Genomic DNA, 25835 nt, shown 5'->3' on the forward strand with positions numbered 1-25835 from the left:
AAACAGGTTAATTTTCTTTATTAGACACAACACTTTCTTTAAATCCACCATAACCTTTTTTGAAGTGCTTTGTATATCAAGTAATTGAAGTTTAATTACTTACAATAATTTAGATAGTAGTTTCGTTGCCAAGGACGCCTGACCAAGGATTTATTATAATTGCCAGAAAAACTTATTAATTATTGTTTTATTGAGTGCCAAGAGAAGCCTTTACACACCCATTATTGCACTATACCATTAAAGACACAATCACTCTAACATTATCTGTTCTCAGGCGAGGAACCTGAGTAACCAATCCAAGCTCCTCTAACCAAGACAAGTAGTCAACCCCCAGTTCTGAAAAGCCTTATTATCAATTCAGTAGGTATTCATTAACCGGAGCAATGGCATTTCGTATAGACTATTAGCTAATTGCCACTAGCTCCTCTACAGTTTGCAGTCCATCTAAGCCTGCTATTTACTGGGTTAAATTTACCGCCACATTGCGCCCATGGCGAGGCCTACGCAAGCCCCTTCCTAGCACCAATAACCTTTAAAATAGGCGCTTTGCGCAGGAATCTCCTCTTTGATCCGTTCTCTTCGGATGTTGCCCCTTGATTGATATGTGTTTGGTTGACTAAGTGAAATTGATATGAGAAAAGGCTTCTTTATCCTTGTCGCATTGATAGCACTTTTTGTTTCAAATGCGAAAGCTCAGAATACCATGGTACCGTTTGGATCGTCTTGGCAGTACCTAGACGATGGCTCCAACCAAGGAACCGCCTGGCAATCCCCTACCTTCAACAGCTCAGCCTGGAAAACAGGAGTGGGCAAGTTTGGGTATGGCATCGTGGACGCGGCCACTCTGGTAGGCTATGGTCCTGATGCTAGCAATAAATACATTACCACCTATTTCAGAAAAACCATCTCCCTCCCAGACCCAGGCACGCTGGGATCCATCTCTGCTAATATAAGACTGGATGATGGCGCCGTCATATACGTAAACGGCGTAGAGATGCACCGCATTAACATGCCCACTGGCACTATCACCTATAATACCCTAACCGCTATCAGCTCCAGTGGGGACGGCTCCAAAACCCTCACATTTACCATCAACTCTTCAGCGTTTGTGAGTGGCACTAATGTAATCGCCGTTGAGGTCCATCAGTCCAAGATCAATACTTCAGACATGGCCTTTGACCTGCAATTGTCCTCTAGCCAGACTGGATCTGGCGGAGGAGATGTCACCCCTCCTTACGTGGTAAGTATTTTACGTCAGAATCCTACCTCTTCCGTGACACCTCCTGGTCCGGTAACCTTCAGAGTCACCTTCTCAGAAAGAGTTACAGGGGTATCTACCGGTGACTTCAGCCTTGCCACCACCAACACCGCCTCCGGCACAATCACAGGAATTACCAGTGTAGGCACGGCGGGGTCGCAGTATGACGTGGGGATGAACACCGCAGGAGCAGGCAGTTTGAGGCTGGACCTTAAAACGTCAGGCAATGGCATTACAGACGCCTCTTCCAATGCTATCTCTGGCGGCTTTTCCTCAGGCGAGAGCTACACCCTTCAGGCTCCTACTTCTGGAGGCACTGGATTTGCAGCAGTGACTCATCTCACTCCCACATCCATCACTACTAATACTGCAGACAAACCGCAGTCCAAAGTATGGTCTTACGCTGGCAAGTATTGGACGGTCCTAACCACCTCAGATGGCATCTATCTTTGGCGGCTAGACGGAACCTCTTGGACGCGCCTGCTACGCCTTTCCTCTAGCACCAAGGCCCGCGCCGACTGCAAGGCGGTGGGCAGCCTGACCCATGTGCTCCTCTTCCGGGGTGACAATACTTCTTACCTTGTTTCTCTGGAGTACAATGCCTCCTTGGGCACCTACCAACTCTGGACCCAGCGGACCGCCAGAGCATCCATTGAGTTTGAGGACGGCGCGGAGACCGCCACCATGGACATTGACGGCATTGGCCGCATGTGGATCGCTTCTGACGATGATGCAGGAAATGTAAACATACGGTGGTCCGACGCTCCCTATTCCAATTGGAACCTACCCATAGTGGTGGCCACCGGTACCAAACCAGATGACATCACAAGCTTGGTTGCCATGCCTGGGAAAGTAGGCGTTCTTTGGTCTAATCAAAACACTAAGCGGTTCGGATTTAGGACTCACGCAGATGGGGCGTCTCCTTCCTCTTGGTCGGCGGACGAAAGTCCCGCTGCCGCCTCGGCTTTGAACATGGGCGCTGGCATGGCTGATGATCACCTTAACATAGCCATAGCTGGGGACGGCACCCTCTATTGCGCGGTGAAGACCGGGTATGATGCGCCGGACTTTACGAAGCTAGCCCTGCTGGTGCGCCGCCCGTCTGGGGCATGGGATCCTTTGTATGAAGTCTCAGAATATGAAGGCACCAGGCCCATCGCCTTGCTGAACGAGGCTGTTGGGAAAATAAGGGTAGCCTATACCTCCAAGGAAAACGGGGGCGATCTGCTCTACCGGGAGTCTTCGCTTGCCAACATCACTTTCAGCTCACCCATCACCTTGCTCAGCGGTTTGTACAACTATGTTAGCAGCACTAAAAACCGCTTCTCCTCAGAGACTGTATTGGTTGCCACGGACGTGAGCAGTTCTGCCTTGAAGGCAGTGGGCTTTCTGGTTTCTGACGCAGGAACTATGGCCGCCTCTAGCCAGGCAGTTGTTGTTAGTAATGAGCTTATCAAAGCGCCAGAAGCTTTCCCCAATCCTTTCACTCGCAACACCAATCTTCGTTTTTCTCTCCAATGGGATTCTGAATTCTCGGCTGACCTCTTCGATGGTAGGGGTAACCACATTCGCACAATAGGCAAAGGCAAGGTCAACAAGAGCGCAATGGTTCACCTTGAAATTGACGGAACTGACTTGACAGCAGGACTTTATTTTGTTAGAATGACAACAGAGTCTGGCACTAAGACCATTCGCTTAGTGAAGAATACTGATTAGGCCAATTTTGAAGCAGGATTAATGAGGCAAAAGGCGTTTTTTTTGCAGAAAAATTGCGAATTCCTCGAATTTAGCTTCTAAACGAAAGGGAAACAAAAAAGCCACTCACAAGTTTTACCTCGTAAGTGGCTCATTATCTGGTGGACGCAGACAGGGAAATATCAAACTTTATACAAGTAGATCTGGCTGAGATTATAGCCATGGCCAATTCCAAATAAGAAGAATGAATCTGAGGATTCGTCAAGCTTTCGTTTTGAGGGACCCTCAGATTTTATGCTGTTAGATTCTCTCCCGTTCTAACCACTCCAATCCTTCCGGCAGATCCAAGCAGTTGAACTCCAGGTGGATCACGCGGCGGTGCTTTTCATTTACAGTCTTGGAGGATGCATGCAGGGTAAGTGGTTTCATTAGGTGTGCACCTCCTTTCAATACTTTGCAGCACTTGCTTTCAGCAGCCTCCCGCAGGGTGTTTATTTCATCATGCGCTAGAATGCTGAAATGGGTTTTAGGAATGACCCGCAGGGCCCCGTTCTTCTCATCTGTATCATCCAAGTGCACGCGCACCGTAACCGCTTTGTGCAGGTAATCCAACGGTGGGATCACGCTTGTCAGTCCGGATTTGTTGGTCCAGCCAAGAAGTAATATTTAAATATAGAGTTGGGTGCAGGATAAGAAATCCTTACTATAAATTGGGAAGACTCCAATATATGGACCTTCTCCATTGATGTGATGCAATTTTTTCTTAAACAGATAAACGAGCTAATGATTAAACAAAGGAGTCTGGATGGATAATTAGGCAGGGAAATAGTGTTTAATAAACACAATCGATATTTGCTTGCTCTTAAAATTAAGCAGTACCCAATACTATCTTCTAGAGAAGTTCATGGTGGCATCAGTTTTAACTTCTTCCTTGGTTCGGTCGCCCTCTAAAACCCGTAACACCAGCCATGTTTTAGTAGCGGAGGATACCTCTATCGTCCTTGCAGCAGAAAACATCTCATGCGGGGTTACCGAATTACCATAGCGGATTTCGACATATAGCCAGCCATACCGCTCAACCAGGTCATATTCAAACTTCCTATTGGCCATGCCTGCTTGGTATAGTATAACAACCTTCCCCTCTATGAATTAGCAGTCAAACGGCTCGATATATTCGGTGAATTTGGCCCATCTGTTGTTCTCGATTATGTCTTTCTTATCGGATTGAAACACCCATCGGCCTATGAGAAATGAGAAGTCGCTTTTTAACCTCCTTGGGGAAATGTCCTCATCCTTGTCCCCGTAGCCCTTCTTTTGCTATGACTCATTTTTGGTATAGTGTTTTCTGGTAAGGAGTGTAGCCTGCATGCCCAATTGCTTCCGCCGATTATTTGAAACCCGCAGGCTACTCCTCAAAATAGCAGTTCATCTTCACGCTCACAGCGAGCTTCTGCCTCTCTCCTGATGGCACCCTTTCCCCATTTGACCCGAGCCAGTAGGAAATGTACATGTGAGACTTCTTACCACCTATGTCGTCGTACAGGTTCCGGTTTGGGTGATGATTGGTAGACACCGTAAGGCTGGGGTTCTGTTGTGGCTGATAGGCGGCCAGCCAGGAGGCGACGGGGTCGGCGGAAAGCCCTATGTCTTTGAAACCTACCCCAATGGAGTGGTACTTGCTAAAACCACCCTCTAGGGTCTTCACGGTGCCTCCGGTCGGCTTGACCATCTTCAGTTTTCTAAGATCGTAGCCCTTCGACATTATGAGTGAGTCCAGGTTAATGGTGTTTGCGCTTCTAACAGGACCGCTGAGGTCATTACCCTGCGGCTGGGTAATGAAATCAAAATTACCTGTAAAGTCCAGTGACAGGTAGGGAAGCGAAGTGAAGGGATAGAGACGGTAGTAGTGGATGTCGGACCATGCGCTCTCCTGTCTGGTCTCGTCAGCCTGGTAGGGGTTCTTGATGATGGCGTACCGCAGGCGGTAGGCGACGTAGAATCTCTGAGGGTCGTTCGTGACCCCGATGGAAGCTCCCTGGGTCCTAGAAGTGTTGGCGCCACGCCAGGTGACGGGATACCCGTCGAAGGCCTTTGCACCCTTCTTATAAAGCATACTATCGGTCGTGGCAATCATCTGCATCTCCACATACTGTGTGGAATCCGGCACCTCCCACCTGATGGTGTAACCAGTGTGGGTCGGATAAAGGATGACGTTGCCCGTCGGACCGAATACCTTGGGAACTGGGAGAGTGGGTCCTTCGTCCGTCAACTCACAGCCTGAAAAGATTAGTAGTGACGCAAGTACAAAATAGAGTCTGCTCTTCATAAGGTGGGCATGACTGTGAAAAGCACCATGTACTCAGTGCCAGACTGCAAAAGTACGCCCCATCAGCCATTTAACCTAGGTCGGCGTGTTCAGTTGTCTTGCAAAAGAAGTACCTTTGCGATGGATTACAACCACTCACATGAAAAGAGTACTACCCTTCCTGCTTTTGTTAATTTCGGCTGTGTCGTGTACCGAGGAGGATCCAAAGCCGACAAAGAAGGTCATCACCGAGATCAACACGCTGAGACAGGACGGGCAGCCGGACGCCCCCCGCACCTTCACCTACGACGAGTCGGGGCTGCTGAAGGAGTATAGGCATTACGCGCCTTTGAGCCATGAATACAACCCGGCAGGCAGGCTCATAAAGGTGCAGGTGGGTTCCAAGCAAGAAAAGTACACGTATGACGCCGCCGGAAGGCTGGCGACCTCCACCACGCTGGGGCTGCACGACACGGTGATAGAGACCGGCGTCTTCTTCTATGACGCAACCGGCAGGATGGAGCGGATGAGCGTGCTGGAGCGGATGGACTGGCCTGAGCCGCACACTTTCGCCACACATTACCTTCTCACCTATGACGCTTCGGGGAACGTCATCCGGCAGGATCTGTATAGGTCGACCTCCCTAGAGGAACTGGGCGGGCTCTATGGCACGATGGAGGCGGTCTTCGACGGCCACAGGAACCCGCTGCGCGTCGTGGGCTCCCCCAACTTCGGTCATCACCACTTCCACACAAACGGCGGACCGACAGAAGAGAACATCTTTGACGTCCTCACCGGGGCGCAGAGAGGGCGGCGGTCGCTGATCTCCTTCCTCAGCCCCAACAACGCCGTGAGCATCAAATACACAAATGGAAACGGTGTGATCAACCCTATCAACGTGGTTTACAGGTACGACGGGGAGGGTGACCCGATAGAGATGAAGGTCAACGAACGCGTCTTTACCGTAGTGTACGAAAATAGGTAGGCATCTAAATCACAAATTCTCCTGTTTGGGGCTAATCGTGGAAAGTCAGAAGGTTGGTCCCTTTTCTGTCTTTGACTCCAGCCTCGCCTCTATGTCGTCTGGCAGTTCAGTGAGCAGATCATACCCATTCACCGCCTCTATGGCATCCACCATCGTCCTGTAGCCGCCCCATGAAGAGTTGACCGTGTTGATGTTGGGCGTGTTCACCGATATGACCCTGGTATTCTCGGTCACCCGACTCACGTAATTGTCCCCTAACGGAATAACCATTATCACCTTCCAGATCATGCTAGGCACCGTCACCCTACCGTTGTCAATGGTGTTCTTCGTGCCGTCGCTACCTGCGCCTTCCACCCCGTAGCTTCCCATGATCACATACACCTCGTTCCCTGCCTGTGCCAAGTTCCGCGTGTGGTCCTCCAGCCCCGCCCACGTCTGTTGGTTGTTGCTGGGGACCTGCGGGACCATGTCGGTTATCAGGAAGGTGGCCGAGTTGTCTTCCAGGGTCTTGGTTCTGTCTGCTGAGGGCGTGTTATGGCCCATGTCAAAGCCGCTGCCGGTGTAATGACCATCATCCTATACTATCTAGTCGGCAGGCTCTTGTCGGGCCGGAAGTCGTCCTGCCTTGTGGCATCGCCAATCCAGTCCCTAGTCAGGTGCCAGCCCACCCAGTTGGGCCTGCTTCTGTCCCGGCTGTAGGAGAGCGTTTACTGAGGCTTCTCCATTAGATAGTTATTGAAGTTGCTAAGGTCTGTGGTGGCGTTGCTGGGGTCTCCCAGGGTGAGGTGCCCACTCAGTGGTGTGATGTCTGAAGTCTTTGTGGGACGACCTCTGTCTCTTTACAGCTAATAGCTAAGAGTAAAAATAGGACTATGTAGATATGGGATTTCTTAATGGCTGCAATAAAACAGTTGGCACGGTGGTATATTTACCGATTCCATTCAGGATAGTTCACCCAAACCTTCAAAGGTGAAATTCCCTAAGATGAGCTAAACATCAATACTTCAAAGTATTAAGGATAATTACTGGTTAGCTGCCTATGGCTTTAATTCCAAAACATACCCTGCCATTATAAATGCACTCCGCTAAAGTTCCTTATCTTAGAACCAGCTTATCAAACAACTTCTTCCGAAAACGCCCTTTGCCCAGCACATGTCCATTCAACCTTACATAAGGAAAGCAATCCTTATTTCAGCGCTCATGCTTTCCCTCTCTGCCTTACACGCCACCGCCCAGAGTTTTGAGTGGGTGCAGACGGCGGGCACAACCATGCAATACGCTGGTGCCTTAGCCCGGAAGATACAGGTCGACGCGGCTGGAAACACCTACGTAGTGGGCAACTTCTTGCACAACGTGATATTCGATGGGAGGGAATTCGAGTCCACCTCCCCGCTAGGGAACCCAGACGTCTACCTGGCCAAGTACGACAAGGGCGGAAGGCTCTCCTGGGTGAGAAGATACGGCGGAAAGGGGGGCGAGGACGCCATCGACTTCGCGCTCGACCCGCAGGGGAACGTATACATCGTCGGGTTCTTCACCAAGGCGAACCCGGGCGACAACCATGAGATAGGCGGGGCCAGCCTGCACCTTGACGGCAGCGACCGTGAGTTCTTCCTGGCAAAACTCAGCCCGTCCGGGGACCTCGTCTGGCTCAGACAGAGCTACGACAGCGGCCTTGCCAGGCCCGACTGGCCGCAGATCGCCGTGGATCCACTGGGAAACGTCATCTTCCAGGGAACGTTCAAGGGGGAGATGCGGATCGGGAGCACGGTACTCAAGAACGACGGAAGGAGCGTCGGCCTTTTCGTGGTGAAGCTGAGCCCTGCCGGAGAGGTGCTCTGGGGCAACACGCAGGTGGCTAGCATCAACTTCCTGGAAGGGCCGGACCAGCTGACCCGGGACTTCGTGGAGGCTGCCGGCCTTACTACCGACGCATCCGGCAATATCTACTACACCGGCATCTTCCGGGGGACCCTGAGCTTCAAGGGAGAGCAGGTAAGGAGCAAGGCACAGGACGTGTACCTAGTGAAGCTGGACCCGGATGGCCGGCAGGCCTGGCACAGGGTGGTCTCAGGATATTTGGGGGAGACCTCCATGGACGTGGAGGTCGACGTAAAAGGGAATCCCCACCTCCTTTTATATGCCGTTGACCCGGAGGTGGGTGGCATACGGGCGAACAACGGGGCGGGTACCTATGTGGCCAAGTTTGACGGCTCCGGCAAACCCTATCAGGTCTCCTCCATTATCGAGGAAGGATTTTGTCCCGCCATCGCCATCGACGGGAATGGCCGGGTATATGCCACCGGCTACATCTCCGGTACGGCAAAAGTGGGGGACCAGGTGCTGAATCTGAGTACCGGCGAAGCGGAGGCTGTCGTCATCTGCCAGGACAGGGAGGGCAGGCTGGAGTGGGTGAGACAGGCCGGGGGGCCTGGTTTCGTGATGGGGACCGACATCCAGCTGGACGGTGCCGGAAGCGCCTACGTCCTGGGGGAGTTCAGAGGTGATATTTCGTTTGACGACCTACAGGTCCGTACCAAGGCCGCCTCCCGACCTGAGACGAAGGACTTTTACACGATAGACATGGTTGTCGCCAGGATGAAACTCCCCGTCAGTGTGACGCAGGTCTCCATCCCCAACATCTTCACCCCCAACGGTGACGGTGTGAACGACGTTTTCACGGTTGCCAACCTGCCCAAAGACTCCCCTGTCCGGATGAGGATCTATAGCCGATGGGGCACGCTGGTGGCAGACCTGAAGGATGGAACGAAAGGCTGGGAAGCCTACAACAGTGCAGAGGGCTTATACTTTTACAACATTGAAATCGCAGGCGAACTGAAAAAAGGATGGGTGGAGCTCGTTAGGTAATATTATGGGAACCGTGGCTTAATTTTTATTAACACCCTTGGTTCCCAGTTGTTTTAAGAATATATTGTGTCAGTTGATCAACACCTTCTTTGTCATGGTCTCGTCCAGGCCGATGACTTTCAGGTAATACATCCCTCTGCCTAGCCCACGGGCATTAATGCCTACCCCCTCGCACAGTAGCGCCCCGGACGCCTTCTGGGTCAGCACCATCCTGCCCACCTCATCATACAAGACGAGTGTGACGGCACCGGCCCTGCCTGTCGGGTCTGCAAGCCTCACATGGAATTCCCCTCGCGAGGGATTGGGATAAACTATTAATTGGCTGGTACTTTGGATATCAAAATCAGGCGTACCAGTAACGGATTTATAATCCTCGCTTATTTCAACGATCCAAAAGTCGTCAAACCCCCGACCATCCTGCGTTATGTCCCCACCTACAATTGAATGAGATACTCCGCCGAGTAAAAAATTCTTGTTTGGCAGTTCCAACATACAGCTCAAATTTTGACCGCCGTCACTCCCCAGTGTTTTATCCCACTGTTTCTTCCCCGACGCGTCCAGCATCAAGACCCAAAAGTTTGAAGCGATGTATGCTTTTTTAGCTTCTGTCTTGTCGCGGTGCCCCTGAGACTCTGATCTCCCGCCTATCAGGTAGCGCCCGTCGCTCGTTTCAATAATGCTTCCCAGGTTATCAAACGAGGGCCCTCCGAAGGTTTTATCCCATACAGTGTTTCCATTCTCATTCACTTTCAGAACCCAGTAATCCTGAGAGTCAGAATTGTCAAAGGGCTTGGTCCCCCCAAGCAGGAAATTCCCATCGGAGGTTGCGGTTAGCGCCGTCAGCTTATTGTCACCTTCGGCATAGAAGGTTCTATCCCAAACCTTATTCCCGTCAGCTGTAAGCTTTACTAACCATAAATCCCATTTGTTAGATGACTGGGACTTGTCCAGCCCAGCCATAGAATTAGAGCTCCCCCCTAGGAGAAATCCCCCGTCAACCGTAGGTACTATAGCCCTGAGTTCCTCTTCACCGGAACCGCCGAATGTCCTGTCCCACTGCTTTACGCCCTTGCTGTCTGTTTTAACAATCCAATAATCAAACCCTCCCTTACCTGGATCCGTCTTATCGTACTCAACACCCCTATATGCGCTGCCACCTAGGAGATATCCTCCGTCTGGAGTCATGATCAGACTTTTCAACGTGCAAGGGCCGTATGAATTCTCCCATATCTTATTACCATCGCCATCAATTTTGATCATCCAAAAATGGGTAAAGCCTCTATAAGGTGCGGTCTTATTACCACTTCCCGCTGGGCCCGATGACGTCCCGCCCAGAAGGTACCCACCGTCAGGTGTTTTGACAATCGTGGTTAAGTCATCGTGTGTACCCGTCCCAAATGTCTTGTCCCATATTTTATTGCCGCTCCTGTCAGTTTTAACTATCCATATATCCCTATCTTGTATGAAAGAAGTTTTATCACCGCTCACAGGGGAGGGAGAAGAGCCGCCGAGCATAAATCCACCCTCATGCGTCATTACCATTGAGGACATGATTTCTGACTGGCTGCCGCCGAATCTTCTGTCCCACACCTTTGTGACAGGCACCAAGGTTGAAATGAGGCCAGTGACATTTGCCTTCACCACCCACATGTCGTGAAGGCCGTACCCATACCTTGCGTTTTCTGATTTTTCACCGCCTTTGGAGGAGTTGGAGTACCCCCCGACCAGGAACCCTCCGTCCGGGGTGACAAGTGCCGCTGTGGCGAAATCCTTCTTCGGACCGCCGAATGCCTTTTCCCACATTTTGACGCCCTGCGGGTTTAGTTGGACCACCCAATAGTCAAAATCCCCGCGGTTCAATTCCATTTTGTCAAAGGATGCACCCGAGTAGGAACGGCCACTCAACAATATCCCCCCGTCAGCCGTCAAGTCCAGTGAGATTAGGTTATCGCTGTTATCACCTGCGATCGTCTTGTCCCACAGCTTGTCGCCATTGGCCGATAGCTTAATAACCCAATAATCATTCCCAGGCTCCCCATTCTGGTAGTTCCCTGGGGAATCCTCGCTCTTGTCCTCCCCTTTCAGAGAGTTGGAAGTTCCGCCTAGCAACATTTCGCCACTTGGCAATAGCCTTAGAGAGGCGAAGAAATCAGACCCTGTTCCCCCAATGGTTCTGTCCCATATCCTATTGCCGTCCTCGTCGATTTTGACAATCCAAAAGTCAGACATCCCGCGCCACCCTTTGACAGGCTCGGATTTCTCTCCACCCACGTTTGAGGCAGAAGATCCGCCTAACAAATACCCTCCGCCTGGGATTGGAGTTATGCTTCCCGGTTCATCACTGCCCGCCCCACCAAACGTTTTGTCCCAGACGGTTTTCCCTTTGTTGTCCAGTTTGACGACCCAGTAGTCAACCCCTCCCCTCAATCCAGACGTCTTGTCACCGGAGACGCCCGACCAAGAAACTCCGCCCACCAGGTAGCCCCCGTCTGGGGCAAGCGCCAAGGTCTTAAAGTCATCTATATTTGAACCTCCAAGGGTCCGGTCCCATTCCTTGTTTCCGTTGCCGTCGAGCTTCAGAACCCAGTAATCCCGCGAACCTTTAGCATCCTCCGACCTGTAATGAGAAGCTACACCACCATCCAATGTCCCACCAATGAGAAATCCCCCATCACTGGTAGCTATAACAACGGGCTTTAGGAGGCTTCCGCCCGATTTATATGTCCTATCCCATACTTTTGAGCCGTCAGCTCGGATTTTCACTAGCCAGCAGCTTTCTACTCCAGGGTCACTTCCCGTCGTCAGGTCTCCCCCGGCACCTGACAAAGTGTGCCCGGCAAGCACATACCCACCGTCCGGGGTTGCTATCATGGAGGATAACAACTCATCTGCCTCGCCGCCGAACGTCTTGTCCCACTTCTCAACCACGGCAATCTGTGCCAACGACCCTCTTGTTGTTAAAGCCAAAAACAAGAGGGTGATAAGGCTGAATCTAAATTTCTGCTTTGTGTTAAAATGCTGCATTGAATATTAAATATAATATAGGACTACCGGTCAGGCATTAGATGTGCCTCTAGGTAAAGTTATTACCTGGCGATGAGAAGGCGTCTTGAGATCATTGCTTCTCCCGAGCGGATTTGGACGGAATAAGAGCCAATTGGCAGATTGCCCAAGTCAATCTCCTCTTTAGTACTTATAGATTGGAAAAACTCTTTGTAAATGACCTTGCCCATGGCGTCAATCACCATCAGTTCTGCCTTGAACCACGGCCTGTCCGTCTCTAAGCCCACCCTTCCTCCACTTGGGTTCGGCACAAGGTGAAAAGCTTTCCATTCACTATCACTTTTAATGCCTGTCGGTTGTAAGTTGAACTGTTGAGGGTTAGAGATAGCAGAGAGACAGCCTTTTTCAGAAACTACTCGAACCTGATAGGACCCGCTTGCAGCAATGACCAATTCCTTCGTCGTGGCGGAAAGGTTGTTGCCATTTAAGATCCACTGATAAGAGGCGCCGGCTACGCTGGAGGTGAGTGTATTCCCCTCCCTGACAATTGAAGGCTTGATAGGCGGAGCCGAAACCGCTACTTTCACTGTGTTGCTTGCCGCCTCGCAGCCGTCTGTGGTGATGATCTTCCGCCGGAACCAGATGGTGACCGCAAGTGCGCCGGGTGAGTAGTCCTTAGAGTTGTTGACTCCCGCAGCCGGGGTGTATCCGCTGGAACTTCCTGCGGTACTTCTCTCCCAGCGGTATGTGTAGGGTCCTCCGGCAGGTATCCCGCCAGTCAATAAAGAGGCTGTAGCTCCGGCACAAACCTCCTGCTCTCCTGTTACGGTATTCCCAATGGCTGGCCCCATGTCACTGGGCCATGCCAGGGTGGCGGGCGGGCTGTCGCCCAATTCGTTGGGCGCATAGACGGATATTACCCCGAAAGTATTAGCCCGCAACTGCACTTGGATCCTGTTTGTGCCCTGCCCAGAGAGTATGGCCCAGCCGTTTGGGAGTGACCAGATAAAACCATATACGCCAACTTGGATAGGTACGCTGAAGTAGACTATCCCATCCGAGCACAACATAGCGCTCGCTACTATGTTACCAGGTTTCTGAGGAGGGCCTGTCAAAAAAGCAATACCCCAAAATTGGTTTGTATAGACGCCATTCTTAATGGGTGAGAAATTGGCAGGCCCGGCGGTACGGGGGGTTGCCCCTGCACACAAGGATGCAAGCAAAACTAGGAACAAGGGGAATGAGATCCCTAGGCGATAAAGTAATGGTTTTCTCATTGGCGTGCTTACTGGATAAGGGAGAATACTTGCAGGCAAATGAGTAATCCTTTAGGTTGGCTCATATAAATGCTTGTGAAGTTAATAGCTTTTCCAATATAAAGGTAAGCGCAATGTGAGGGGAAAATACAATAGTTAGGGTAAATATGAATCTCACTTAGGGACCTATGTAGTTGCACCTACTATATAAATCCAGGATGCGCGGCCCGGTCCCGAAATGCTTTCAATTTGACCGGGTAGGGGAATCTTTACAAGGTGCCGGCAATCTATCAAAAGGCGGACTATCTTGTTTCTCCTGTATTGATATACCTAAATGTTCTTCATGCACTCTGTATAAACCATGATGCGCCACTTAATACCTAGTTTGTGCTAGTAGGTTTACTGAGACTGATTTTGAAAACAATGAGATCCAAGTGCAGTGTCTTAGGGTTTATTAGACTCTGCTTCGAAAAACCTTACCGTTTCAACTTAGCAGGTTTCCGAAGCAGATTTAACCAATTACTTGGAAAATACTTGCAAATAAAAAAGCCACCTACAAGTTTTACCTCGTAAGTGGCTGATTATCAGGTGGGCCCACTTGGAATCGAACCAAGCACCTACTGATTATGAGTCAGTTGCTCTAACCGAATGAGCTATAGGCCCGTCCAAACCGTTTCTTTGATTTGGGAGTGCAATTTTACAAATTTGTACGTTAGAAATCAAAACAAAACGTACTCTCTCCGTGGACTTTTCTTCAATAAAAAATATCATCTTCGACTTGGGCGGAGTCATCATCAACCTGGACTATGCTAAAAGCACCGACGCCTTGCGTGCCTTCAGCAAGGTAAACGACCAGGTAGCCTTCAGCCAAAAATCTCAGTCTGAACTCTTTGACCAATATGAGATGGGCCAGATTTCTTCAGAGGCCTTCCGGCAGATGCTACGGCAGGAGTACAACATTGAGGCCACCGACGCCCAGATTGACGAAGCCTGGAACGCCATGCTGTTGGACATCCCATCAGAAAGAATTGACTTGTTACGTGAGTTGGGCAAGAAATATAAGCTGTATCTCCTCAGCAATACCAACGCTATCCACATGTTGGCCTTCAATGAAATCATTGCCCAGAGCTTTGAGATGCCAAGTTTAGATAGTTTGTTTGACCAGGTGTACTACTCGCATTTGGTGGGCAAGCGCAAGCCAGACGCGGCCGTCTTTGAACAGATCCTAGAAGAAAATGACCTAAAGCGCGAAGAGACCCTGTTCATTGACGATAGCATTCAGCACATTGAGAGTGCGCAGCGGTTGGGTATCAAGACGCTGCATTTGGCACCTCCTTTGACCATTAACCAAGCCTTGACCGAAGCCTTGCCCACCCATGAAGGGTAAGGTAGCCTTACAAATCCTACTGTTCATTACCACGCTAGTCACTACCACCTTGGCAGGCGCGGAATGGCAAACGGGTAGGCTATTCTTGTTTGACGCCACTGGCTTTAGCTGGGGCGGCGCTTTTACGCGCGCGCAATTGCTGCAAGGCTTAGCCTTTTCATTACCCTTCCTAGGCGTCTTGACGGTGCATGAGTTTGGTCACTACTTCACGGCCAGGTACTACAAGGTAAAGGTCACGCTGCCCTATTACATACCCCTGTGGCTAGGCATTGCGTCCAGTATTGGTACTATGGGTGCGTTCATTAAGATTAAGGACCGCATCTTCTCTAGAAAGGAGTTTTTTGACATTGGCATTGCCGGGCCTTTAGCGGGCTTTGCAGTGGCCTTACCGTTGCTGTGGTATGGGTTTACGCACCTTCCGCCGCCAGAGCATATCTACTCCATCCATCCAGAGTACATGGTATATGGCAGCAAGTACGCCGACTATGTGTATCAGCAGGGCGGTAACATGTCCTTGGGGCGCAACCTCCTGTTTATCTTTTTTGAGCGCGTAGTGGCTGACCCGGCCCTCTTGCCCAACCGGTATGAGCTCATGCACTACCCCTATCTGTTTGCAGGGTTCCTGGCTATGTTTTTCACGGCTTTGAACCTACTCCCCATCGGGCAATTGGATGGCGGGCACATCATGTACGGAATGCTGGGCTATGAGCGTTTTAATAGGCTATCACCCCTGCTCTTCGCTATTTTTATCTTCTATGCGGGGATAGGCTTGATTCCAGCGGCCATTCCCTTGGAGGAAAGCTATTGGATGTGGGGAGCCTATCTGGCGTATCTGATGATTGTGTTCAAGCCCCTCTTCCCCGAATTCAGGCAAAGTCTCTTCCTGGTGGCCGGCGTGTTCCTAGGGCATGTGACGCTGGCCATCTTTATGCCTGAGGCGCAGGGCTACAACGGTTGGTTGGTCTTCGGGCTGATTTTGGCAAAGTTCATGGGCGTCTTCCATCCCCCCTGCCCCGACGAACGCCCTTTGAGCACTTCCAGGAAATGGCTGGGCTGGCTAGCCTTAATCATCTTTGTTCTTTGCTTTAGCCCCGCGCCTTTTCTGATTGACTGATTTAATGTGCTAATCGGGTAATATGCTGATGTGCTATTTTTCAGAGAGGAATGAGATTGGGAAGGCAGCCGTTTTTAACTCTTTTCTGGAAAACAGGCCAAAAACGGATTCTTATCAAATGGTTTACATACGGTAGGAATTTGGTTCGAGCCCAAATGGATTCACTTATCTTCTAGGGGATGGGATCAGTTTCTAAGAGAGATTACCATAGAAGTAATATTCAATCTTTTAGAATTCCATTCAGTCATTTTTACCGTTTTATCACGTGACAATAGGGTCTTCTCCTGGTTTGGATTTGACGAAAATCCCAAACAAGAAATCCCCGTTTTCGCCTATTTTCTAGAAAACAGGCGAAAACGGGGATTCGTCTTATAAAACTTAACTACACTTACTTGGCTTCGTTATAGGCGATGATGCCTCCTAACACGTTGCGTACGTTGGTGAAGCCTTGTTGCTTGAGCATGGCTTGGGCAGTGGCCGAACGAGCGCCAGAGCGGCAATGGATCAGGATCTCCTGGTCTTTGTACTCTTCTAGGTCAGAAATTCGCTCTGGCAAGGTGCCAAGCGGAATCAACTGAGAACCGGCAATGCTTTGCTCTTCATGTTCCCAAGGCTCGCGTACGTCCAAGAGAATAGGAGTTTCATTGTTAGCCAGGCGTTGTTTTAATTCGGCGGCGGTTATGTCTGTTACTATCATAGCTGTAGGATGATTTTAGTGGTCTTGATTTTATCTTTTGTGTAGCCTTTCAACAAATATACGCCATTAGACAAATGTTGTATATGCAATGGCTGGCCTTGCCTCACTTGCTGCAGGGTATGCAGTTTCTGACCTGCCAGGGAATAGATTTCCACCCGCTCAAAGTGCTGGGCAAAGGTAAGCTGCCCGGCGCTTGGGTTCGGGTACACCCAGTTGGTAGACACCAACTGCTCTTCTTCTAAACTACTGGTCACCGTGCCAGAAACTACTGGACGTATGAGCAAGGCTCCATTAAAATTGGTCAAGCCTTCCCAGGCCGAGGTGCCATTGGTAAAGTAGATTTTGCCCTCGGCGGTCTCATTCAGGTCGAAGCCCACGTTCACGAAGGTAGATCCGGTGGGCTGGCGGTAACCCACATAAAACCGGCCGTTTACTTGCTGTTGCTGCGTCAAGGCAATCTCCAGCCACTGGTTCAACCCCGAAGCGGCCGGCACGGTAAACGTCTGCTCATAGAAGGACTGCTCAGAAGGCTTGCCATTCACATCGCGCCAGAGGCGCAAAGACAAAACCGTCCCAGGCGAATTGTTGCCGGTGAAGTATATCCGGACGGCATCCAGCCTGTCGGGTTTGTTCAGTTCAAACTGATAGGCAATCTGGACGGCATTGCTGGACGGAAAACTGAACCCCGCTTCTGCTGTGCCATCATCATAGGCGTAGTAATTCTGCAAGTGCGTCTCGCGGCGCAGGGTGTCATTGTACAGCGTCAACCGGTTGGGCTCCTTGGTGGTCAGGAAGAGCGTGGTTTGCATCGAGTAAGGTAGGCTCTGGCTACTTAGAAAGGATGCCGAGGGCGCGCCTTGAATGGCCAGCGTGGCATTGGCGTTGATGGGCGCACTGGCTTTCAAAAACGTGTCTACTGCCTGGGTGGTTAAGTTCTTGGTTAATCCCCGCCAACTGATGGCTACGGGCAAGGCGCTCAGGTTTCTGATGATAGAACCCACTTCCGTTCTGGTCTCCCCTGCCGGGTTCACCAAGAATTGCCAGATGGGCATGGCCGTATAGCGTCTCAGCAATGAAGGCATCTGCTGCGTCAACGCCACGTCCAAGTTACTCAAATCGCCGTTGCGGCGGTTCTGGTTTAGTTGCACATAGTCCAGGTGCCAGACATCGCGCAAGCCGCCTTGACTGCCACTGCTCACCCACCTGAACTGGAATCCGTCAAAGAAGTAAGCTGGCTCCTTGATGGCCTGCATGACTGCGGCAAAGTCAGTGCTGCGGCCGTTGCCTTTCTGCGACCAGACGGTAGTCCAGGTGCCGTTGGCTTGCTTGAATTCCAATTGCAGAGAATAGAGCGTACCACTGGAGAAATTAGGCGCATCCAGTAAGCCACCCGCCTGCCAGAAGAAACTCAGATATAATGAATCTTTAGGAGCTAGCTTGCCTAAGTAAAGTGGTTTGGAAATGAGCGTGTCCGTGGGGCCTACGGCATTGGTGCCCCCGTAGGATTGGCCGTCGGCTTTAAGTCCGTCAAAGGTGGCGGAGAAGATGGTGGGCGCGTTCTTCGCGTATCGGTTGGTGCCGGCCACGCCGCCGCGGTTTACCCAGAGGGCGGGATCTGGAGCGCCTTCGCCTTTGGAGAAATCGTCAAAGAACGGCAATGCAAGCGTGTCACCTGAGGCCAAAGGCAGCGGGATGGCTCCTGCCCCGCCCTTACTAGGAGGACTTGAAACACGAGAGGACTGCTGCGTGAGGGGAGTTAAAACTTGTGCCTGAGTTTGCCACCCTAGACACATTCCCACCACAAGCATCAGTCCTCTACGCATAGGTTTCTTTAAGTATGTCTGCTTTCTCTAACGCTTTGGTAATATGCCTTATTTTGCCAACAAGTTTGCTAGCGTTTTAGAATCTGGATTGTTGATGATAACACCAACAATGGCGGCGGTAAATACTCAGATTACTATGATATAATCCTCTACAACACCGTCATTCCCAGCCTAATACTTTCTGAGTCAACTATTCGTTTTTGGCCTATTTTCCAGAAAACAAGCCAAAAACGGGTAACGCAAAAGTCTTGTATCTTGTGTCTTGCGTCTTGTGTCTACTACTGCACTGGCGCTACCGGTTGCGGACCAGCTACCCAGAGGTCAATCAGTTGGCCCGTTCTAATCATGGCGCCTTCGCCGGGTACAGGGCGTTGCTTCAATACGGTGCCGTCTGGTTCTCCGTTAGGGGCTGCCATGTAAATAACGGTTCCCATCTGCAGGTTCTGACCGGTTATCAGGATTGTTGCTTCGTCTAGTGGCATACCTAATAAGTCAGGTACTTCCAGTTCTTCGTTGCCCAGGCCGTTTCCTACTTCCAGGTCCACGCGGGAGCCTTTGGCCACGGGCTCGCCGGGCTTAATCTCGCGGCCGTTCACAAACTGCTTCAAGACGGCGTTTTCAGCCAAGTCTGGCACGTATTTGATTTCGCCCAGAAGCAAGTCATAGCTTTTCAGAATCATCTCCGCGTTCTTCACCGAGCCGTCAATCAGCTTCGGCATTTTGATGAGTGGCGGGTTCTTCATGTTGATGCTGATGTAAATCTTGCGGCCCGACTTCACCTTCTCACCTGGCTTGGGGTCTTGAGTCACCACCGAGAACGGGGCCACGCCCTGCTGGTAAGTTGAGTCGCTCACAAAATAGCGCAGGTCTTTGTCGCCCAGGAAATCTTCCAGCTCGTCAACGGTCATTCCCGTGATTTTAGGCACAGTGATGGTGTCGCCGTGGTTGGTGGTGCTGGGCAGGTACACAAAGAAAAACAAGAACAACAGCAACAGCACCAACACCAACATGATGAACAGGTGCTTCACTAGATCGCCCGCGGTCTGGGCTTTGAGGAAATTAGCCATCTAAGAGATTACTTTTTTGGTTCGCTCCATGCCAAACTGCAGGATGCGGTCAATGAAATCATAAGGTTTATAGCCGTTGATAGCGGTCTGGTGGAAGATGCACGTGGCCGGCGTCATACCTGGCAGGGAGTTCACCTCAATGATGATGGTCTCCACGCTGTTGTCTGGGTGCACGCGCACAAAGGCATCTATCCGGGCGTAACCTTCAATCCTGAGAATCTCAGCCACCCGCTTCAAATCCTGTTTTACCTGATCAGAGATACGCTGGCGTTCCTCTGGGTCTCTGGCATAACGCGCCGGGGTGATGTTTTGACCTTCGCCAGCCAGGAATTTTTCTTCCAGGCTCAACACCTCCCCTTCGGCCAGGGCCTCAGAAGCCTCAAACACCTCATACTGCACGCGTCCGTCTGGGCCGTAACTGGTCAACAGACCGCCGGTAATTTCCAGGAAATGCTTCGCGCCTTCTCTGGAGATGAGGTTCTCAATTAAGAAATAGCCTTTCATGGGCACTTCTTCCTTGAAGCTCAAGTTCAGCACCCGCGCCGGGCTTTCCGGAATCTCCACGTTGCTCCGAAATATGAGCTCGGCAAAGGCTTCCAGCTCTTCTCTGGTCTTTATTTTCTTCACCGCCGATGAACAGCCATCATCTGCGGGCTTGGCAATAAACGGATACCGGAAGCTTTGCTCAATCTGGTTGAAGAAGGCTTCTGGATTCTCCTGGTAATCCTTCTTGAAGGCCAGCATGTGGTCTGCCACCGGCACGCCGTTCTGACGAAGAATCTTGTTGGTCTCAAACTTATTGATGGTCACCTGGCTAGACTGAATCCCAGACCCGTTGTATGGGATATGGAATTTCTCCAGTTCAGACTGCAACACGCCGTCCTCGCCTGGTCTGCCGTGCAGGGCAATGAACACCGCGTCTACCAGACCGGCCAATTGCTCATAAGTCAGGCGCTGGGGTTTCTTTAAGGTATTGCCGGCGTACAGGCTAGTAATGCTAGAGGCAGACTCGGCTATCTGGGCCAGAACTTGGTGCGCAGGCACGCCCGCCTCAGAGGCATCAATCTTTTCCTTAATGTCATCGGCGTTGTCCTTCAACATGATGTTGATAGGAATCTGGTACAGCTGGTGCGTCTGGTCATCACCGGTCAAGAAAATGGGAATGGGCTCATACTTGGTAGACGAAGACAGCTTCTCATAGATGTTACGACCACTCTCCACAGAGATATGTCGCTCACTGGAGTAACCGCCCATAATCACGCCCACGCGCAGTTTGTCATGGCGGTGCGCGCGCTCATCATGCATCTGCTTCTCCAGACCTTGCAAGGTGCGAGTCAAAGCGGCGGTGTTCTTGCCCGACTTGATGCGCTCTGCTAGAGATGTTCTGATAATATAGGTCAGGAACTGAGACGGGTTTAAGCCAATCTCGGCGGCCTGGTGGAAGAAGAACGACGACGGCAACATACCCGAGGTAGTGTTGGGGTCGTTCAGAAAAATCTCGCCAGACTCTGTGATAAAGCCGTCCAGACGTGCATAGACGTTAAAGCCCAGGCTGGTGTACAGGCGCTCGCACTGCTGGCGTATTTCTTGTATCTGCTCAGTAGGCAGGTCAATAGGCGTAATCTTCCGGCTTAGGCCCGGCAGGTATTTAGAACGGTAATCAAATACCTCACCGCCTTTTCTAATCTCTGTGGGCGGAAGGGCGATGGGTTTACCGGTTTGGTCTTGTACCACAATGCAGGAGAACTCACGGCCGTTGATGAAGGCTTCAATGAGCACCTGCGTTTCGCTCTCCACATTGGTGAGGGTAAGCGATTCTGGGCCGTTTTCTGTAAAATAGCCTGAAAGTAAGCTCAGCAGTTCCTCAGGGGCATAGATGAGTTCACCGGTTTCGGTTTGCACCGGCAAGCCTATACCTTCTCTAATATCTGTGAGCGTTTTTACGAAGTTCAATTGTTGGGCTTCAGACTTGCTCAGCCAATCCTTTTTCTGGATGGTGAGCGAGAACAGGCTACGCGCAATGGCTTCTTCAAACAATTGCAGGTTTTTCTCTTTGATGATAGACACGCCAATGGAAGAACCCTGGTGCGGGGCTTTCATCACCAAGGGCAAGCCCAAGTCTGCCACCAGGCTATCTAGCAACGCGGCTTTGTCCTGGGTGGCATGCCACTCGGTCTGTGACAGAATACGGTAATCTGGCGTCGCGAAGCCGTGCTGTTTCAACAGGGCTTTCTGGGCAATCTTGTCAATACCAATGGCCGACGGCAGAATACCAGAACCCGAATACGGAATCCCGTACCACTCCAGCAAGCCCTGGATGCTTCCGTCCTCGCCGTACGGTCCGTGCAGGGTCAGGAACGCGAAGTCAAACAGCTCCTTGAACTGGTGCGGATGCATGCGCTGGCCTACCCGGTTGGCGATGTCGTTGATTTCTTCCTCAGACAACTGGCCCAAGGACTCCAGGTACATCTGCAAGCCGTGCTCGGTGGCCGGAACCACTTCTACCGGTGGGTAAAAATCACGGATGGTGCCTTTGTAGATGAAGTTCCAATCCAGCAAAATGAAGTTCCCCAGGCTGTCGGCGAACACCGGAACGGCCTCAAACAGGGACTTATCTAAGTTATCGTAGACGGTGCGACCGCCGGCGAAAGAGATTTCGCGCTCCCGGGACGGGCCACCAAAGATGATTCCAATTTTCATTACAGCAAAGATACTGGTTTTTGCGTGTTTGGCGCTAGTGGTAGAGAATGCTTCTTTGCAGGAAACGGGAATAGATTGGCTGGGTTAGCAAAGAAGCGTTTTTGGCCTGTTTTGGGGGAGGTAGGTCAAAAACGGAAATTTCTTTATTAGAAGCAGGCTATATAGTATATTCGGCAGTTGAGTGGCGTTTATCTGCCATATTTGGCGGATAAACGCCACTATGAATTAAAAAGTAGTAGAAATAAACGCCACTGTGGCGTTTATCCAGACGTTAGCAGCCGTTTTTAAAACGAACCAACAAATCATCACCTACAGAAACTCAGACAGTGAAAAAATTAAATATCCAAACAGAACGGCTTAACATTCGGCACATCGCTTTAGCAGACCTTTCCGACTTTCATCTATATCGCTCAAACCCAGAAATCACCAAATACCAAGGTTTCGATGTGATGACGATTGAGCAAGCTCAGGAGTTTATTGAAGACAACTCCACGAAGCATTTTGGGAAAGCTGGAGAATGGGTACAATATGGAATCGAAAATAGTGAAACAAGCCAACTTATCGGCGATTGCGCCATCAAACTCGACTCCTATGATACAAGGATTGCAGAAATCGGTATTACCATTTCACACCTTGAACAGAAAAAGGGCTATGCCAAAGAAGTGATGCTTGGTGTACTGAGTTTTCTTTTTGACGATAAAGAAATACACCGAGTGGTTGAGATTGTAGACGCTGACAACATTGCTTCAGTTAATCTATTGAAAAGCTTAAGGTTTAGACAGGAGGGGCATTTCGTAGAAAACATATATTTCAAAGGAAAATGGGGGAGCGAGTTCCAGTATGCCATGTTGAGACGGGAGTGGGAAGAGGCGAAGATTGGCCAGGACAGAAGCGCAGAACGCACACCTAGATAAGAACACCCGCAACTAAACATTAGTCTTCTGCCTACGGCCTTGCACGACTCATGCACTATCCGTTAGCTGCAAGCACTAAAACGTTTTAAATTATTTAACTACAATGGATATAAAATACAGCTTCGATGATAAACCTACTGCAGAACAGGTTATTGAACTTTATGACAACTGCGGCTTGCCTCGCCCGACACAAGACAAAGAAAGAATTCAAAAGATGTTTGATAACTCCAATCTAATTGTAACAGCGTGGCACAATGACTTATTGGTTGGCGTTTCGCGTTCTATAACAGATTGGGTATGGAGTTGCTATTTAGCAGACCTTGCAGTTAGGCAAGAATATAAAAAGGCAGGAATCGGTAAAAAATTAATACAGTTAACAAAAGATAGGGTTGGAGAAAAATCAATGGTCTTACTCTTGTCTGTTCCTACGGCTATGGAATATTATCCTAAAGTTGGATTTGTAAAGCAAGAAAGCAGCTACATCTTAAACCGAGCAGATTGGCAGTGAACCCTATAGTGATTTTTCAAAGCTGGCTTTAGGAAGAGCTACATTTGACACAAGTGAGAATCCCTACCGCTTGATGTTTACGTTATGTACAACTGTAAAGAATTGCATGAAAAGATTATTGATAGCTGCTCTCTTCGTTCCCCTTTTAAGTTGCAAGCGGTCAGTTTCACAATTTGCCGCTGATAAAAATCAAGAAGCTGTATAGACTACCTCAGTTGAACCTGCCAAAAAGGACACCAACATGATAAGCGACACCTTGGTAATCAAGGGGAAAAGCGTGGTGTTTTTCACCCTCTCCCAGACAGAATACGACAAAATAGTAAAAGAGAAAGGAGAAGACTCTGGCATCAATGAAGTCATCAGCGACTTTGAATACTATGCTTATGAAATAAAGGACACTCTGGAAAAGGCAGGATTTAACACAGTGATTACAACGAGCCAGACCTTCGCAGTGATAAATAGCAATGGAGAAAAGAAGTTCATCAATAGGGACTTGAAAGAAGGGAAAGTAGGGATTCTCCTTTTCGACGGGATAAAAGAGCCAACGCTTGACTACGGATTAAGGACAGATATTGATTATCTTTCAGTAGTAAGGGAATACTTTAAAAAGAAATAGCTGCACCTAACAAAGTATAAACGTTACCCTTCTGCCAACGGCCTCGCCCGCCGTTTATACTAACCGTTTTCCTCGATTTAATCCCAGCTTATATTCCGGTTTTACCATGCTTAATGAAAGGTTATTAAAGCAGATTGAGTTTATCAAAGAGATAGACAAGGTCAAGTACATTCAACGCAAAACTAAGCTGTTCAACAGTGACCGCAATGAGAACGATGCCGAACACAGCTGGCATCTGGCGCTCATGGTCCTAGTACTGGCAGAGCACTCCAACCAACCCATAGACGTGCTAAAGGTATTGAAGATGGTGTTAATCCATGATATTGTGGAGATTGACGCCGGGGACACGTTCATTTATGACACCCAAAAAAGCCATTCCAATACAGACGAGGAACGGCTGGCGGCCAACCGCATTTTCGGGCTGTTGCCCAAAGAGCAGGCAGAAGAGTTTTTTGCCGTCTGGGAGGAATTTGAGGCAGGAGAAACAGACGAGGCCAAATTTGCCAGAGCCATGGACCGTTTAGCGCCTTTGCTTCAGAACACCTCCAACAACGGTGGTACCTGGCAGGAGTTTGGGGTGGAATATGCGAAAGTGTATGAGAAGAAGAGCGTCATCAAGGAAGGCTCAGACACCATTTGGAACTATGCGGAAGGACTGATTAATGAAAGCGTAGAAAAAGGCATCTTGAAGAAATAGCAACAATAACACCAGCCAATCTTTATGAGATAGTAGTTGCTTGAGAAGATAATCAACAGGTATTGATTATCAAGCCTTTTTGTGGCTAGTTAATCCTTTATCTACTTGTAAGAGGAGATTTCCTGCCCCAAAAATGTTTTTTTAAACGGTTGTAGCGCTCTTCCATTAAAATACCAGGCATATACCAGGCATAAAATTTTAGCTTCTATGCCTGGTATTTCGGTTAAGAGGAGTGAAGCTAATTAACTAACCATTTCTGGTAAAGCAGGCATAGATTGGTCTGCTCCTCTCATTTCCTTCTGGGTCACCGGCTGTTCATTTTTTCTGATGTGATAGGCCATCCACCAATACGCCATCCCCCATGTAAAATTGGCAGCAAATTGAACGACTACACCGGGTACTGGTATCAGTAAAAAGCCAACAAAAGCCAGCCACCCGCTCCACCGGGGCAAATGGCCACTGCGGTACACGGCTACGGCCATTACCCCCAATCCAATCAAAGTAAACGCTAGTGAAAGAGCGAAGTACGCGCCTAAGGGACCTTCAATGGCGGCAAAAGCTAAGGCATTGGCATCGCCGTTCAAATGCAACTCTGCCAAGGCCGGAAACATGAAGAAGGCAACTGCAAATACCCCCACCCCTAGTATATGATGCGTAAGGGTCAGCAACAAACCGTAAAAAGCGAGCCGTTCTGCCTTAGACTTTTGCAGGTACAAGTATAGGCCCACCGTTCCTATCATCTCCATGAGTACCCCTACAAAACCGCGCAGTCCCCACCACTTGTAATTGGAAGAGGTAACGAGTTCAGCGAAAGCGTCAGGCCTTTTTGTTGCTTCAAACAACACATTCTCTTGGGGAATAAGCAGGTCGCCGAAGGCAAAAAGCATCCCTGCCAGCCCGATAACTATCAGGCAGTTACTTGTTCTCTTTTCCATGATTTTT

The 25835-nt window shown here is 49.9% G+C and carries 20 protein-coding genes and 1 tRNA gene; 9 read left to right on the plus strand and 12 right to left on the minus strand.

Features of this window, described 5'->3' with window-relative positions; translation table 11 throughout:
* Positions 1-703 precede the first annotated feature (703 nt).
* On the plus strand, positions 704-2974 hold the full coding sequence (locus TH61_RS17335) for a T9SS type A sorting domain-containing protein (protein ID WP_066512163.1): 2271 nt from the start codon (positions 704-706) through the stop codon (positions 2972-2974).
* A 279-nt stretch (positions 2975-3253) separates the two neighbouring features.
* On the opposite strand, the gene TH61_RS17340 is transcribed toward TH61_RS17335, so the two are convergent.
* Both TH61_RS17340 and TH61_RS17350 read right to left on the minus strand, forming a co-directional pair.
* Entirely contained in the window at positions 3254-3577 is a 324-nt protein-coding gene (locus tag TH61_RS17340; RefSeq protein ID WP_231862260.1) for a phytanoyl-CoA dioxygenase family protein, read from the minus strand.
* A 781-nt stretch (positions 3578-4358) separates the two neighbouring features.
* Complete coding sequence (locus TH61_RS17350) at positions 4359-5279, minus strand: hypothetical protein (RefSeq protein WP_066512171.1); 921 nt, start codon at positions 5277-5279, stop codon at positions 4359-4361.
* Between the two features lie 139 nt (positions 5280-5418).
* Between TH61_RS17350 and TH61_RS17355 the strand changes: the two genes are divergently transcribed.
* Positions 5419-6243 carry an RHS repeat protein gene (locus TH61_RS17355; protein ID WP_066512173.1) on the plus strand — a complete coding sequence of 275 codons (825 nt, stop codon included), beginning with the start codon at positions 5419-5421 and terminating at the stop codon, positions 6241-6243.
* A gap of 45 nt (positions 6244-6288) precedes the next feature.
* Here the strand turns inward: TH61_RS17355 and TH61_RS17885 are convergent, their stop codons facing one another.
* Positions 6289-6786 carry a DNA/RNA non-specific endonuclease gene (locus TH61_RS17885; protein ID WP_066512174.1) on the minus strand — a complete coding sequence of 166 codons (498 nt, stop codon included), beginning with the start codon at positions 6784-6786 and terminating at the stop codon, positions 6289-6291.
* A 38-nt stretch (positions 6787-6824) separates the two neighbouring features.
* Entirely contained in the window at positions 6825-6911 is an 87-nt protein-coding gene (locus tag TH61_RS18435; RefSeq protein ID WP_255360038.1) for a hypothetical protein, read from the minus strand.
* A gap of 484 nt (positions 6912-7395) precedes the next feature.
* Here TH61_RS18435 and TH61_RS17365 point away from each other — a divergent pair, with 484 nt between their 5' ends.
* Complete coding sequence (locus TH61_RS17365) at positions 7396-9111, plus strand: gliding motility-associated C-terminal domain-containing protein (protein ID WP_066512179.1); 1716 nt, start codon at positions 7396-7398, stop codon at positions 9109-9111.
* A 69-nt stretch (positions 9112-9180) separates the two neighbouring features.
* On the opposite strand, the gene TH61_RS17370 is transcribed toward TH61_RS17365, so the two are convergent.
* The 3 genes from TH61_RS17370 to TH61_RS17380 all read right to left on the minus strand — a co-directional run bounded on the left by TH61_RS17370 (position 9181) and on the right by TH61_RS17380 (position 14033).
* Positions 9181-12078 carry a T9SS type A sorting domain-containing protein gene (locus TH61_RS17370; protein WP_197464065.1) on the minus strand — a complete coding sequence of 966 codons (2898 nt, stop codon included), beginning with the start codon at positions 12076-12078 and terminating at the stop codon, positions 9181-9183.
* Between the two features lie 119 nt (positions 12079-12197).
* Positions 12198-13391 carry a T9SS type A sorting domain-containing protein gene (locus TH61_RS17375; RefSeq protein WP_157600749.1) on the minus strand — a complete coding sequence of 398 codons (1194 nt, stop codon included), beginning with the start codon at positions 13389-13391 and terminating at the stop codon, positions 12198-12200.
* Between the two features lie 568 nt (positions 13392-13959).
* Positions 13960-14033: transfer RNA gene (locus tag TH61_RS17380), tRNA-Ile, on the minus strand.
* Positions 14034-14112: 79 nt separating this feature from the next.
* On the opposite strand from TH61_RS17380, the gene TH61_RS17385 reads away from it, so the two are divergent.
* Positions 14113-14757, plus strand: coding sequence for an HAD family phosphatase (locus TH61_RS17385; RefSeq protein ID WP_066512187.1), 645 nt, complete (start codon positions 14113-14115; stop codon positions 14755-14757).
* Positions 14747-15871, plus strand: a complete 1125-nt coding sequence (locus TH61_RS17390; protein WP_066512188.1) for a site-2 protease family protein — start codon at positions 14747-14749, stop codon at positions 15869-15871. The genes TH61_RS17385 and TH61_RS17390 overlap by 11 nt, the downstream gene beginning before the upstream one ends.
* Positions 15872-16259: 388 nt before the next feature.
* Here the strand turns inward: TH61_RS17390 and TH61_RS17395 are convergent, their stop codons facing one another.
* The 4 genes from TH61_RS17395 to TH61_RS17410 form a co-directional block, all read right to left on the minus strand.
* Positions 16260-16568: a rhodanese-like domain-containing protein gene (locus TH61_RS17395; RefSeq protein ID WP_066512191.1), complete on the minus strand. Its 309-nt coding sequence runs from the start codon at positions 16566-16568 to the stop codon at positions 16260-16262.
* The gene (locus TH61_RS17400) at positions 16565-18391 is read right to left on the minus strand and encodes a T9SS type A sorting domain-containing protein (RefSeq protein WP_082780422.1); all 1827 of its coding nucleotides are present in this window, start codon (positions 18389-18391) and stop codon (positions 16565-16567) included. Before TH61_RS17400 ends, TH61_RS17395 begins: the two co-directional genes overlap by 4 nt.
* A 278-nt stretch (positions 18392-18669) precedes the next feature.
* Complete coding sequence (locus TH61_RS17405; RefSeq protein ID WP_066512195.1) at positions 18670-19458, minus strand: PASTA domain-containing protein; 789 nt, start codon at positions 19456-19458, stop codon at positions 18670-18672.
* Positions 19459-22158, minus strand: coding sequence for a D-alanine--D-alanine ligase (locus tag TH61_RS17410; protein ID WP_066512196.1), 2700 nt, complete (start codon positions 22156-22158; stop codon positions 19459-19461).
* Between the two features lie 326 nt (positions 22159-22484).
* Here TH61_RS17410 and TH61_RS17415 point away from each other — a divergent pair, with 326 nt between their 5' ends.
* From TH61_RS17415 to TH61_RS17430, 4 genes are all read left to right on the plus strand, one after another.
* The gene (locus TH61_RS17415; protein ID WP_071887869.1) at positions 22485-23072 is read left to right on the plus strand and encodes a GNAT family N-acetyltransferase; all 588 of its coding nucleotides are present in this window, start codon (positions 22485-22487) and stop codon (positions 23070-23072) included.
* Between the two features lie 103 nt (positions 23073-23175).
* Complete coding sequence (locus TH61_RS17420) at positions 23176-23580, plus strand: GNAT family N-acetyltransferase (RefSeq protein ID WP_066512198.1); 405 nt, start codon at positions 23176-23178, stop codon at positions 23578-23580.
* Positions 23581-23821: 241 nt separating this feature from the next.
* Positions 23822-24196, plus strand: coding sequence for a hypothetical protein (locus TH61_RS17425; RefSeq protein ID WP_066512203.1), 375 nt, complete (start codon positions 23822-23824; stop codon positions 24194-24196).
* A 106-nt stretch (positions 24197-24302) separates the two neighbouring features.
* Positions 24303-24893 carry an HD family hydrolase gene (locus TH61_RS17430; RefSeq protein WP_066512204.1) on the plus strand — a complete coding sequence of 197 codons (591 nt, stop codon included), beginning with the start codon at positions 24303-24305 and terminating at the stop codon, positions 24891-24893.
* A 242-nt stretch (positions 24894-25135) separates the two neighbouring features.
* On the opposite strand, the gene TH61_RS17435 is transcribed toward TH61_RS17430, so the two are convergent.
* Positions 25136-25828 (minus strand): DUF6796 family protein, encoded by a 693-nt coding sequence (locus tag TH61_RS17435; protein ID WP_066512206.1) that lies wholly within the window; start codon positions 25826-25828, stop codon positions 25136-25138.
* Positions 25829-25835: the final 7 nt, after the last annotated feature.

It is taken from the genome of Rufibacter sp. DG15C (assembly GCF_001577755.1).
GTDB lineage: Bacteria > Bacteroidota > Bacteroidia > Cytophagales > Hymenobacteraceae > Nibribacter.